General features: G+C 71.5%; 5 protein-coding genes. All 5 read right to left on the bottom strand.

The features are described from left to right. Window positions 1-132: 132 nt before the first annotated feature. A complete protein-coding gene (locus ACFWJB_RS03040) occupies window positions 133-588 on the bottom strand; it encodes a hypothetical protein (RefSeq protein WP_385470455.1) in 456 nt (151 codons plus the stop codon). A gap of 6 nt (window positions 589-594) precedes the next feature. Beyond that, window positions 595-7,113, bottom strand: coding sequence for an RHS repeat domain-containing protein (locus ACFWJB_RS03035; RefSeq protein ID WP_386919915.1), 6,519 nt, complete (start codon window positions 7,111-7,113; stop codon window positions 595-597). A gap of 143 nt (window positions 7,114-7,256) precedes the next feature. Beyond that, window positions 7,257-10,865 (bottom strand): LamG-like jellyroll fold domain-containing protein, encoded by a 3,609-nt coding sequence (locus ACFWJB_RS03030; protein WP_386919913.1) that lies wholly within the window; start codon window positions 10,863-10,865, stop codon window positions 7,257-7,259. A gap of 293 nt (window positions 10,866-11,158) precedes the next feature. After that, on the bottom strand, window positions 11,159-12,064 hold the full coding sequence (locus tag ACFWJB_RS03025; RefSeq protein WP_386919911.1) for a hypothetical protein: 906 nt from the start codon (window positions 12,062-12,064) through the stop codon (window positions 11,159-11,161). An 82-nt stretch (window positions 12,065-12,146) separates the two neighbouring features. Next, a complete protein-coding gene (locus ACFWJB_RS03020) occupies window positions 12,147-13,376 on the bottom strand; it encodes an acyltransferase family protein (RefSeq protein ID WP_385470090.1) in 1,230 nt (409 codons plus the stop codon). Window positions 13,377-13,391 lie beyond the last annotated feature (15 nt).

Here is a 13,391-nt window from a genome sequence, read left to right as displayed (position 1 = left end):
CGGTGGGGCTGCGGGTGACCGGCAGGGAACGTCGCTCTCACCCCGCGCGGCCCCGGGGTGAGAGGTCGCCGCCGCGCCCGCGGTACGACGGCGGCCCGGCCCCCTCGTCGTGAGGGGACCGGGCCGGGCCGTTCACCGCTGTGCGACGCGCCGTACCTCGTAGCCGTACGCCTTGTCGGCGTCGGTGTCGAAGTAGAGCACGGGACGGTCGCCCGCCTCCTTCACCTGGAGGAGCGTGGACTCCCCGGCGCCGGAGAAGGAGCCTCCGGCGTCGAAGCCGAGCTCGACGGTGCCGCTCGTGCCGCCGCCGTCGAGCTCCCACTCGCCCGCGCCGGAGAGCCGTCCGTCCCCCGGCGGGGGATCGCTGAAGCTGAAGACGACGGCGTCGCGCGGGATGCCCGTCATCTCGAACCGCCCGTCGGCCCCGAACTCCACGGTGCCTCCCCCGGCGCCCTGCCAGACGCCCGTGAGCTGCCCGCCGCCGAGTTCGGCCCCCTCGTCCCGCCCGCACCCCGCCAGGGCGGAGATGCCGAGCAGGACGAGACAGGGAAGGACCGCGATCGCCGTGCCTGTACGTCGTACCTTCACGTCAACCTACTGGTAGATGGTTTCCTGCCACTTGACGTCGACCCGGAAGCCGGCGAAGTAGCCACCCGTGTACTGCGGCGTCTTGTTGAACACCTGCTGCCACTTCTGGTGTCCCGGCGCGAACGACTCGTTGTCGATGTCGGTCCAGGCATGGTACTGAACGGTCAGGGTGTCCCCCTTGGTCTTGGTGATCTCGTAGCTGAGCGCGTAGGAGCCCAGCACGCCCTGGGCCTTGCGGTCCTCCTTGCCGATGAACAGGCCGCCGAGGTCGGAGGCGTAGACACCGGCCATCTGGAGGTAGTTGAGGTCGTCCTTGTTCCGGTTCTTCGTGGTGCTGTAGTCCGCCCGGCCCTTCTTCTTGCCGTTCCAGGCGTACTCGGCGGCGATGGTGGAGCGCGCGTCCGCCATGCTGGTGCTCTTGATCAGGGACTGCGTCAGCTCGTCGTCGCCGTCGTAGGAGACGTCGGACGTGCGGTTCTTCATCTCCGGGCTGCCCCACAGCCAGCGGAAGGCCAGGGTCCAGGGGCCGCCGCTGCGCACCTTTCCGTCGCCGCCGTGCTCGTTGCTGGCGAGCTGGCCGATCGGCGGGCGGTTGTGGATCTGCCGCTCCATCATCATCCTGAGCAGCTTGGTGATCATCGGGTCCATGTTGTACTCGACCGGCAGCGGGTCCGGGCCCATCAGCAGCGGCACGGACTGGAACGGCTGGAGCTGGCTCGGGTTGAGCCCGCCCGGGGGCACGATCGAGGTCGCTCCGGCGGTGCCGGAGCCGCCGCCGGACCCGCCCCCCGCGTCGAACGGCGGGGCGGCGAACATGTCGCTGAGGATCATGTCCATGCTGCAGTCCACGCCCATGGTGCACTTGATCTGGTTGCTCTGGCCGGAGGGGTCGGACAGGGTCACCGGGTTGTTCTCGGCGTACCCGTACCCGTTGAGGGACTGGTGCTTCGCCGTCTCCAGCAGCGGGTCCACGCTGATGAAGACGCCGAGCACGGGGTCGTACTCACGCGCCCCGACGTGGGTCAGGCCGGTGTCCTTGTCGTGCGTCTTGCCGAGGAACCCGCGGTCGTCGACCCAGGTGCCGCCACCGGCCCCCGCGCGCTCCTCGCCGAAGGCGTTGAGGTAGCGCCGGGTGATGGCCTGCGTCCCCGCCTCGAGGGCCAGGTTCGTCGTGCCGTGGTGGTCGGCGGCGAGGTAGTAGAGCTTGACGGCGCCGCCCTGGTTGGTGCGGAGGGCGACGGTCGTCTCCTCGGTGCCGTACCGGCGCTGGGCCCAGGTGGTGCCGTCCTTGCGGAGGTGGACCTCGGTGGCGCCGGCGTACAGCACCCGCTCGCCGTTCGAGGCGGCGCGGACCAGCAGGGTGCCGTCGGCGTCGTAGACGTAGTCGGTCGCCTGTGCGCCCTGGGTGAGCTTGCTGAGCCTGCCCTCGGCGGACCAGGTGAGCTCCTGCGTGCCGCCGGCACCGGGGCGGTGCCAGGTGTTGCCGGTGGCCGTGTAGTCGTAGGACTTCTCCGGGGCGGTGCAGTCGCCCTTCGTGGTCGTGCCGGTCACCGCGTGCTCGGCCGTGCCCGTGCGGCAGTAGGTCGTGGTCGTGTCACCGGCGGCGGTGTGCTCCGTCTCGGTCCTGCGCTGACCGCCGTCGTCGTAGGTGTAGCCGGTCCAGTACGGGGCCGGGCCCCCGAGGGCGGCGGCGGACCGCGGGTCCGAGCAGTTGCGGGAGGCCGGGGTCCACGCCTCCGTCAGGCGGCGGAAGCCGTCGTAGGCGAAGCACTGGGTCTCGGGCGTGGCACCGGGGGCCGTGCTCGAGTCGCCGACCGCCGTGACGTTCCCGGCCTCGTCGAAGGTGTAGTTCAGGTCCATGACCAGACCGTGCGTCTGGTCGGTGACGCGGCTGCGCAGCAGCCGGCCGGTGCCCTCCTCGTAGGTGTGGTTGACGTAGGCCTTCTTGTGCTCCTCGGTGTCGGCGGTGCCGAGGACGAGCTGCTGCGGCTGGCCGAGCTCCGAGTAGTCGGTGTCCAGCAGGTACCCGCTGGCGCCGTTGAGGGACTTCACCTGGCCGAGCTGGGTGTAGCCCCGCTTGACGGTTTCCGCGGGCAGCCCGCCGAGGGCGGGTTCGGTGCTGTTCTGGAGGGTGCCGTCCAGGTTGTAGTAGCTGGTGTTGGACAGGGTCTGCGGCAGTCCGGCCTTGACCAGGGGGTCGTCGGCGGGGAGCACGAGCTCCGTGGCCACCGCCCGGTCGAGGCTGTCGTACTCGGTGACCCGGCGCGTGTAGGCCTTGCCGGCCGCACCGCCGACGTAGCGGACCGACTCCGCCGGCTTGCCCTTGGCGACCTCGTCGTACGTGTGCTTCGTCAGCTGGTTGGCCTCGGTCTTGCTGCCGGCCCAGGTGGCGGTGATGCGCCCGATCTCGTCGTACTCGGTCAGCACCGACTTCTGGCCCGCGTCCGTGACCTTCGTGGCCTGGTCGAGGGCGTTGTACTCCGTGTGGGCCTGGCCCTTGTCGGGGTCGGTGATGTCCGTCCGCCGGCCGAAGAGGTCGTACCCGTAGCTCCACTCGGCCCCGTCGGGGCCGGTGACCAGACGCTCCTTGCCGTCGGGCGTCCAGGCGGTGCGCACGGAGGTGTGGGCGGCCCCGCCGGTGCCGCCGAAGTCGGCGTCCGCGGGGCTCTGCCCGGCGTACTCCCGGGTCTCGACGGTCCGGCCGCGCGCGTCCACGACGGTGCGCCGGGCGGTGCCGCCCTTGAGGGCCGAGGTCGCGGAGGAGTCGCCGGTGTAGCTGCTCGTGCTCGTCCACCGCTTCTGGCCGAAGAAGTAGACGGTACGGCTGGTCTCCCGCTCGGCACCGTCGTACTCGGTGATGGTCTGCGTGGGCGACTCACCGTACTCGGAGCGCGTGTAGGTGCCGGTGGGCGCGCTCGTGCTGTCGAAGATGTCGTCGGACGTCTCGTACGCCAGTCCGCGGCTGTCGTAGCGGGTGTCGGTGAGGAGGCGTCCGTTGCTCGACGGGGTCGGCGACTGGGTCTGGAGCTTGCGCAGCAGCGCGTCGTAGAGGTCGTAGGTGGTGTTGTAGGTCTTGCCGTCGGCCCTGAGCTTGGCGGTGGACACCCAGGACGGCTTGGCCGCGCTGAGCTGGTAGCCGAACGTGCTGTTCGCCGTGTCGCCCGCGCCCCGGTTGCGGTTGGGCAGCCACACGGCGGTCAGCCGGCCCATCGCGTCGTAGGTCAGCTCGGTCTTGCGGCGGTTCGCGTCGTAGGTGCGCTCGGCGAGACCGCGCCGCGGGTCGAGGTAGGTGATGGTCTCGTGGCCCTTGGCGTTCGTGACGACGGTCTTCGTCAACGGACCGGCGGCGGCCGGGGTGTACGCGGTCGTGGTGGTGTAGCCTCCGGCGTCCGTGACGTCCTCGGTGCGGCCCAGGGCGTCGTAGGTCGTCGTGCTGGTCGTCTGCCAGCCGGTCGGCATGCGCCGGCCCTGCGTGTCGGCCGTGGCGGCGTACCCGGTCGCCCGCCCGGTCCAGGTGACCTGGCCCGTGACGGGTTCCTGCACGGCCTTCCAGGTGGTGGCCCGCGGGTCGTCGTAGACCGAGGCGGTGTCGGACAGGACGTCGCCGCGCTTGTCGCTGCCGGCGGGCAGGGACAGGGAGGCGTCGATGACGGAGCACGCCTTGCCCACGGTCCGGGTGCGGGAGACCAGGCTGGTGAGACCGGCCTCGTCGTTGCGCGCGTACCAGGTGCGGGCGCACGTCTCGTCGCCGCTCGCGGCGGTGTCGCCGGTGTCGTCGACCGAGGTGATCATGCCGTGGTCGTCGTAGGAGTTGGTGACGGTGCGGGACCGCCAGGACTTCGACGCCGTCAGATAGGTGTAGGTCGTGGACTGTCCGGCCCGTACGTAGCGGGCGTCGTGGTCGGCGGCGCCGGGGACCGTCTGGTGGGCCGTGTCCTTGGACCACGGCTTGTGCGCGGTGGCCGTCACGGCCGTGGCGCCGGAGTACACGACCTGCTCGCGCAGCTGCCCGGCGTACTGCGGGCTGTCGGTCAGCGTGGCCAGGCCGAGGACGGGGCCGGCGAGCGGGGCGACGGAGACCGAGCGGGTCGTGCCGTCCGCCTTCTTGTCGCCGTCCATGCCCTGCAGGAACAGCGAGACGGTCCGGGACCGGGTGGTGCCGATCGCGCCCTTGTACACCGTCACCTGGCGGTAGCCGCGCCAGTCGGACCAGGTCCGCTCGTCGGCGGGGGTGAACGGGTCGTCGCTGTGGTGCCAGGCGGCCCCGGAGTAGTCGTAGGCGTTCTCCACCGCGTCGTTGTTGCCCGCGGGGTCGGAGGTGCTCACAGCGAGGACGCGGTACTTGTGGAACCAGTCGACGGCGGCCTTCTCGGCCCCGTTGATGTTCCAGTACTGCGGGTAGCAGGAGCGGGTGTTGGTGTCCTCGGGGGCCTTGATGACCTCGCTGCGGACGCACTCCTCGGAGGACAGCGTCACCGTCGTCAGGGCGCCGGTCTCCGAGGTGACCGTCGCGATGCGCGGACGGTGCAGCGGGAGGATGTCGTCGGTCGCGTCGACCCGGTTGGGCCGCATCTGGTAGGTGAAGGAGATGGGGTCGTTGAGGATCGCCGTCCCGGCCTTGGCCGTGCGCCGCAGGGACATCAGGGCCAGGGTCTGGTCGCTGCTGTCGCCGATGTCGCCGCCGTCCAGGTACTTCTGGGTGAAGTCCCAGGTGTCCACGGGCTTGTAGGCGGACTCGGCGGCCGACCAGGAGAAGGTGCTGACGCCCGTCACCCGCTTGCGGGTGAAGAAGGCGGGGCCGGCGGCGTCGCACTCCTTGTCGCCGTCGGAGCAGATGGCGTCGAACGGCACGTCGGGCCAGTTCTTCGCGGTGTCCTTCGTCAGCTTCGCGCAGTCGTCGGCGGTGCAGCGCTCGGCGTGCGCGAAGGTGACCTTCGCGTCGGCCTTGTCCGTGAACAGCGCGCCCTTGCGCAGGCCGTACTGGATCTCCTTGAGGTAGCCGCCCCGCGTGTACGCGGTGTCGGCGGTCTCGGACTTGTTCTTCTTGTAGTAGTTGGCCTCCTTGGCGTACCAGTAGGTGGCGGCGCCCCCGCGGGTGTTCTCGACGTAGTCGAGGTTCCACCGCCAGGCCTGGGTCGCCGCACGGTCGGCGAAGGAGTCGCCCTTGTCGTAACCGGGCTCGCCGGAGTCGTCGCCGAAGACCGGCACGGTCCACACCGAGTCGGTGCGCACGTCGGCGGCCGCCCCGTCGAGCTTGTTCAGGCCGAAGACGTACTTCGTGCCGTCGCCGGTGACGACGGTCCAGTACTCGCCGTTGTCGTCGTCGTTGTCGGCCCCGGTGGACCGGACGACCTTGGACGCGTCGTCGTCCTCCAGCCGCCACTGGCCGCTGTCGTCGTCCTTGATCAGGCGGGTGGACTTGCCGTTCAGGACGAGACGCGCGTTGTCGTACTTCCAGCAGTGGTCGAAGACGTCCGTGTGGCCGTCGTCGTCGCAGCTTCCGTACGCCCGCTCCACGTAGGAGTCGGTGAGGGTGAAGCCCTCGCCGACCGCGGTGCCCTGGTTGTTGGTGGTCGCGGTGCGTCCGTCCACGCTGCCGGAGTCGTACGACAGCGACAGCGTCGGCGTCGGGTCGGTCGCGGCCGGCGGCAGCGGGAAGTCGTGCGACCAGGTGAAGGAGCCGGAGCTGCCGCCCGCCTCCCAGGACGAGGCCGCGGACAGCTCGGTCGCCGAGTAGTCACCGGTGCCGGAGGGGGACTCCCCGGAGCCCGCCGCGAGAGCGGTGACGGCCAGCACCGTCGGCGCCGCCGCGGCGCCGCCCGACGGTGCCGTCCTCCCGGCACCGGACGCCGCCACGGGCGCCTGCGCCGAGACGGTCTGCGTCCTGGTGTCGTTCCGCGAGGCCAGCGGGGTGGTCCGGCGGCACTCGGCCCGGTCCGGCGTGGTCAGCGCGCACGCCGGCAGCCGGACCAGCCTCAGCCGGCCTGCCCAGCCGCCGCCGACCATACTGGCGAACGAGCTGTAGTCGACACTGACCCGGGCCCCGGGGGTGCCGGCGTCCACGGTGAACAGCACACCGGTGAGGCCGGCCCGGCGCGCCGCCTTCTGGTCCAGGACGGTGATGCGGGCCTCGGGGTCCGCCCCGGCCGGCGCCTGGGCTCCGGGCCGCACCTTCACGGGCACGCCGGACGGCGCGGCGGCCACCTCGCGCTTTCCGTCCAGCGCGACGACGGCCTCGCCCGGTCCGGGCCACCCGCCCCTGCGTTCGTCCGCCGCCCGCTTCGCCTGTCCGTCGTTGGCCTTCCGGTACGCGGCCGCCTTCTCCCGGGCCTTCTTCGCCCCGGCGGTGCGCACCTCGTACACCTTGCTGACGCGCTGGTCGGGCACGTCGGGCCGCCCCGGGGAGCCGGGTGCCGCCTGGGCCATCGTGGTGAGGCCGAGCGGTGTCAGCAAACAGAGTGACACCGCGACGGCCAGGGGTCGCGCGCCCCGCCACTGACGTGACGCGCTCCTGCCAAGTCTCATGTTGTCCGCCCCACGTTTGTCGTCGAACTCGTCGTTCGGAATGCGGTGACCATCGGGCCGCGCGTCGTCGCGGCGGCCGCACCGGACCGGCGGCCGAGGATCGCCTCGGCCGCCGTGGGCACCGTGTGCCGGGCCGGTTCCCGTCAGTCCCCGACCATCTCGTCGATCTGGTCACTGCCCGCCATGGCGCCCGCCCAGAGCCGCACGTCCATGACGCGGGCCGGCAGGCGGTGCTGCCAGGCGCCGGAGGTGAATCCCTTGCCGACGGCGAACTCCCCCGTACCGACCTTGATCGCGTAGGCGAGGTCGGCGCCGTTCTGGTTGTGTCCGAGGTAGAGGCCGATGGTTCCGGTGAGGGAGTTGTACACGCCGGTCAGCCGCACCTCGCTGTCCATGGCGGCGATCTCGTCCGAGACGACCGACGTCCACGTGCCGTCGTTGTTGCGGCGGCCGAAGTGCCACTTGCCGGCGGGCCGGGTGACCTCCTCACCGGTGTCCTCGTCCAGCACGGTGTCCTTGCCGGTCAGTTCGAACCAGAAGCCCCAGGACGATCCGTCCTCGGTGCGCTGGCCCAGGACCTGGCCGGTGTAGCCGACGTCCTTGGTCAGCAGCGCGGCCCGGTCCAGCTGCACCAGGGTGGACGCGGTGAACGAGGCGTGCTCCGACACCAGCGGTCCGGCGGTGGTCGCGGCGTCGTCGACGCCGTCCAGGGTGATCGCGTCGCCGTCGACCGAGGCGCCGCCCTCGAGGGCCAGCGTCCTGCCGTAGCCGGAGGTGGTGTCGGGGACCGTGGTGCCGCTGCCCCGCTCGGCCGACCAGTCGGCCACCAGCTCGGCTCCCGCGTAGCCCTGGGACGTCAGGAGCTGCGCCTCGTCACCGATCTCGCGCGCCGTCAGCACGCGCTGCCACACGGCCACCTCGTCGATGGAACCGGGGAAGTAGTAGGCGGGCCCCTTGCTGAGCTGGTGCCTGCCGATGTCCAGCGGACCCGGGGACGGCCACGACCCCTCCGTCTGGACGGCGCTCTTCTGGAGCCGGCCGTCCACGTAGAAGCGCAGTTCGCCCTTGGCGGGGTCGTAGGTGCCCGCCAGATGGGTCCAGACACCGACCTGGGCCGGGTAGACCGCGGCGGTGCCCCAGTAGTAGTCGGTGCTGTCCTTGGTCCGCACCCCGAAGAACCACGTCTTGCTGGTGGGCGTGTAGGTGAGCAGGAACGGGCTGCTGACGCCGTCCCTCGTGGAGAGCACCGCGCCGTAGCTGTCCGTCGCCTTGTCCAGACGCACCCAGGCCGAGAGCGTGTAGGCCGAGCGGGTCTCCAGCACCGGTCCGCCGGTCTGCGCGTAGCCGGTGGTGCCGTTCAGCAGCAGGCCCTTGTCCGTGATCGCGTTCTCCAGCGGCTGCCCCTGGGCGTCGTGCGTGACCAGGCCGCGCCGTCCGCGGTCGTCGCGCACCGCGCCGCCGGCCAGGGCCGCGTCGTCGGGGCCGTCGGCCGTGGCGGCGTCCTTCGCGGCGCCGCCGGCCTCGTCGAAGTGCCAGCGTCCGACCGGGCCCTCACCGGCCGCCACCAGGAAGTCGACGGTGTTCTGCGCGCCCCAGCGGCCGACGTCGTCCTTCGCCCGGACGTACACGCTGTAGGTGCCGGAGCGCTCCGGGGTGATCTCCTTGGTGACGGACACGCCCTTGAGCTCGGGCGACCAGGCGTCGTCCGAGGACAGCTTGTACTGGTAGGCGACGTTGTTGCCGTCCCCGGTCGCGGCGGCGAAGGAGAGCTTCGCGGCCTGACCGGGCCCGCCGGCCATGACGCACGCGGTCTCGGTGCACGCGCTGTAGGGCGCCCCGATCGTGATCTTGGGTGCCTTGGGTGCCGTGGAGTCCACCTTGAAGTAGCACCAGCCCGAGGTGGCGCTCGACAGGTAGCTCTTGCCGGAGTTGTAGAACGAGTGCGTGAAGGCCTGGTAGCGGTACAGCTTGCCGTCGGTGAGCGTGGACCAGGTCAGCGTGGTGGACTTGCCGTCCCCGATGTACCCGGTGGAGGGGCGCACCGACCCGTTGCCCGGGTTGGTGTCCGACCACGTCCCGTCGGTGTTCTTGTGGTCCAGGTCGAAGTAGACCCGGAGCTGGGCCTCCTTCTCGCCGCCCGCCTTGGTCTGCGCGTACGCCCGCAGCGTCGGGGTGGGGTCGGAGACGACGGCCGGGTCGCTCTCCGAGCGCTCGCACACGGTGCCCGTGCCCGTCACCAGGCCGGTCCCGGTGGGCTTGTCCGGGAGTCCGACGAAGTCCACGGAGAGCACCGCGTCGTTCTTGAACCGCTTCCACGCCGAGGTGTCCGACTCGTCGTGGGCGCGGACCTCCAGCGTGAGCCGGGAGAACTTGCCCGCCGCGAAGCTCTGCACGGTCGGGGTGAGGTTCTCGTTCGTCTCCTCGGGGTTGTCGTTGAACTCGATCGGCGCGTCCGGCGAGTCCGGGTCGCACAGCGAGCCGCGTCCGGCCGAGACGTGCCGGTCGACCATCCAGTCCAGTTCCTTGGGGCGGGAGGACCAGGTGGTGGAGGAGGAGATGTTGTTGGTGCGCACCAGGTCGACCCAGCGCGGGTCGCACTGGAACGCCCACGGCTCGGTCACCCGGAACGTGGCGTCCAGGACCTTCTTGCCCTTGAGGCTGGCCGGGGAGAACTCGAAGTACAGCTTCTGCACGTAGCCGGGGCCGCAGTAGTAGTTGTTCCACGTGCCGCACTTGCCGACGCCCTTGCCGAGGTCGTCGTCGCCGTTGCCCCAGCCGTACGACTCGTAGCCGTCACTGCGCAGCAGCGTCCGCTCGGACTCGCCCCAGGTGATGGTGGGGTCGATGAACAGCGGGAAGGCCGCCTCGTCGGTGTGGGCCAGCATGTCCGCGTCCGGGACGACCGTCAGCGCGTCCTCGGTCACCCGGACGTCCATGGGGGCGACCGTGTCGCCCTGCCCCGGTTCCAGGCCCTTGCCCGAGGCCGCGCCCTCCGCCGGGTCCGCGGGCTCGGGCTGCTCCGCCGCCGCCCGCACGAGCTGCGTCTCCGGCTGCGGGGCGGCCCTGCCCGCCGAGTTCCACATCTGCGCCGGCGGCGCCTTGAACACGGTCCGCCCGGACGCGTCCAGCGCGGCCAGGTTGCCGGCGGCGCCCTTCACGACGTCCAGGCCGTCGGCCTCCAGGCCGAACCTGAGCTCGTCGAGCCCGTCGTTCGCGGCCGCCTCGGGCGTCTTCACCACCAGCACCTGCTGGAAGCTCTCGACCGTCGCGGTCACCTTGAGGTCGACGCCCGGCAGGACCTCGGGGTACAGGGCGCTCGCGCCGTTCAGCTCCGGCTCGGGGAGCGGGCCCGGCCAGTCGAGCTGGAGCCACCGGCCGCGCTCCTCGATCCTCGCCAGCGGCGCCTCCCCGCCGCCGGAGAACGTCATCTCCGCGGAGGCCGCCTTCGGCCCGACCGATCCGTCGGGCCGCTCGACGAGCGTAGGGTCCGGCGTCTGCCAGCCGCCGCCGGGCTTCGCGACGCGCACGGGCACCGACGACTCCTCGAGCGTGAAGGTCGAGCCGTCCGGATTGGCGAAGACCGTGGTGCGCTCACCGCGCTCGCCGGTCACCTCCACGCGGGTTCCGGACTCCTGCGCCTGCGCCAGCGCCCGCTGTCCCTCGGTCTGCGGCGGCGTGTCCTCCGCCGCCGCGGGGGCCGCCGTCAGCGGCACCACGAGTGTGGAGACCAGCGCCAGCAGCCCCGCGGTCACCCCGATCGCTCCGCGGCGGGGCCGGGCCCCGACCCCACCGCGTATCCGTCTCCCCGTCACAGAAACCCGCCCCCAGCTTCACAAGATCCCCAAAGAAAACGATCAGAATTGAACGCTCCTTGTGACCAGAGGGTCAATAAGTCGACTCGTTTCAGCCATAAGTGCGTTCACACGTTTGACGCGCGGCAGGAGGTTCGCCCGGGAGCGGCGTCACAGGTCAGAAAGAGGAACGCCGCGCACGGGAGTCGTTCCCGGCGCGGCGTGATCCGGCCACCCCTGTGGCCCTCGAACGGTCAGCCCTGAGGCGGCTGGGGCTGCCAGTGGGGGTTCTGCTGGGGGTACGGCTGCTGCGGGTGGGGCGGCTGCTGCCCGTAAGGCTGCTGCGGCGGCGGCCCGTACGAAGCCTGGGGCTGCGGCTGTCCGTAGCCGCCCTGGGCCGGGTACGGCTGCTGCGGGGAGTAGGAGCCGGGGGCGGGGTGGCCGTACCCGGCCGGCGCGGGCCCGCCGTGGGCGCCGGGCGCGGCGGGGTGGCCGGGCGCGGGGTACCCGTACGGCGAGCCGGTGACGGGGGCGCCTCCGCCGAAGGGGTTGCCGTGCCCGGGCAGGTGGCCGCCCGGCGGCAGATAGCGGACCCGCCCGGTCTCGTCCGCCACCGGCGTGAAGCCGGCGGCCTGCAGGCGGGCCGCGAACTTGGCGTTGCGCCTGCGGGTGACGAGCAGGCCGACGCCCAGGATCGCCAGGACGAACAGCCAGATGATCGCGGCGGCCACGAAGTCCTCGGACCGGCCGCCGGCCCGGAAGGCGAGGGCGGCGCAGCCGATGGTGACGCCGAGGGCGCCGTACCCCATCCGCTTCTCGGCGCTCTTGCCGGTGAGGTCGAAGTTGATGCGGGCCTTGAGGAGTTCGAAGGCGTCCGGCACGAGCGGCGGCACCGAGACGCCGTCACCGGCCTGCGGGTACTGCGCCCAGTTCTGCGCGGCCCGCGCCCGAGCCTGCGGGCTGGGGTCGGGCACGATCAGCATCTTCAGCTGGCTGTTGTTCCCGCCGCCCTGCCGCACGTCGGCGTACTCGTAGCCGAACTGCTGGGCGACGAAGGCGAGTCGGGCCAGTTTCTTCACGGATGCCATCGCGCTGGTGAGCTCGACCGGCTCCCCGCTCGCCATCAGCCGCAGCATGTTCCGTATCTGCCGCTTGCTCATCCCACCTGCTCCCCCGGGCCGACTCGCGTCACCCTGTTCACGTCCGCAACCGGGGCAGTCTCGCACGGGGGAGCGGAGGGCGTCAGCCCCGGTGTGCCGCCCGGCTCCTGGGCCGCCTGGGCTCGGGGCGCTTCGAGCCGTCCGGCCACAGCTGCGGCTTGCGCTTGGCCGCCACGTCCTCCATCCAGCCGAACCAGACGACGCAGCTGCCGATGAGGATCCAGGCCAGGACGAGGACCGGCCACGGGCTCTCCAGGAGCCACGGAACGTTCTCGTACATCACCTCGAAGCCCCACAGCTGGTCCCACATCGTGGCGGCGATGAGGATGCAGATGTTGTGCCAGAGGTAGATCGTCACCGCCCGCGAGTTGAGCAGGGTGACCAGCCGGTCGAAGCGGCGCAGCGGGCGCGGCCACTCGGACCACGACGGGCTCACGTGCAGGAGCAGCAGCACGGTCGCGAAGGACCAGACGGCCTGGGCGAAGGGGATGGAGTCCAGGTCGTAGCCGGTCTTGAAGCCCTGCTTCATCGCGTACCAGAGGCCCAGCGCGGCGATCACGGGGGCCACCGAGGGCACGACGTACCGCGGGAGCCGCTTGAGGACGCCTTCCTGGTGGGCCATGCCCAGGACCCAGCAGGCTCCGAAGGTGCTGAAGTCCGTGAGCGCCGAGGGGATGCGCTCGCCGGGCAGGCTGAGGTAGCCGAACTCGAAGGCGGCCGAGAGTGCCAGCGGGGCGAGGATCGTCACCCACGGCAGAGCGCGCAGGGCACGCAGCAGGAGCGGGGAGAGCAGGACGTACCAGAGGTAGGCCCGGATGTACCACAGCGGACCGGCGAGGTCCGAGGCCCAGTTGTCGCCCAGCAGTCCGTGGACGCCGGACAGCCCCTCCGCGAAGGGCGGGTCGCTCAGCGGCAGGATCCAGAAGCCGAGGTGGATCCACCACCATCCCGGATGCCCGTCGGCGCCGGGCCCCCAGCCCTGGAGCAGCATGCCCGTCACGCCCACCGCGCCCAGCAGCCACAGGGGCGGCAGGAGACGGCGCATCCGGCTCCGCACGACCTGCACCGCGGGGCGCTTGAGGGAACGGGCCATGAGGTTGCCCGCGAGGGCGAACATCACGCCCATGGACGGGAAGACCACCGGCAGCCAGGCCCAGCCCATCAGGTGGTAGAGGACCACCCGGAAGAGGGCCACGGCCCGGAGCAGGTCGAAGTAGCGGTCACGGACGGGACCCCGGCGGGCCTGCTTCTGCTGCGGGACCGCCGGCTGGACCGGCTCCGCCCCCACGGACGGAAAGGAAGGGGCGGTCATGTGCGGGAATTCCTG

Source organism: Streptomyces sp. NPDC127100 (assembly GCF_042724095.1).
GTDB lineage: Bacteria > Actinomycetota > Actinomycetes > Streptomycetales > Streptomycetaceae > Streptomyces.
Note: the sequence above shows the minus strand (reverse complement) of the source record. Positions and strands in the feature narration are given on the sequence as shown.

What these genes read in the sequence shown, in the direction of transcription:
- ACFWJB_RS03035 (WP_386919915.1), bottom strand. Translation starts at nt 7,113, where the DNA reads ATGAGACTTGGCAGGAGCGCGTCACGTCAGTGGCGGGGCGCGCGACCC.
- ACFWJB_RS03025 (WP_386919911.1), bottom strand. Translation starts at nt 12,064, where the DNA reads ATGAGCAAGCGGCAGATACGGAACATGCTGCGGCTGATGGCGAGCGGG.
- ACFWJB_RS03020 (WP_385470090.1), bottom strand. Translation starts at nt 13,376, where the DNA reads ATGACCGCCCCTTCCTTTCCGTCCGTGGGGGCGGAGCCGGTCCAGCCG.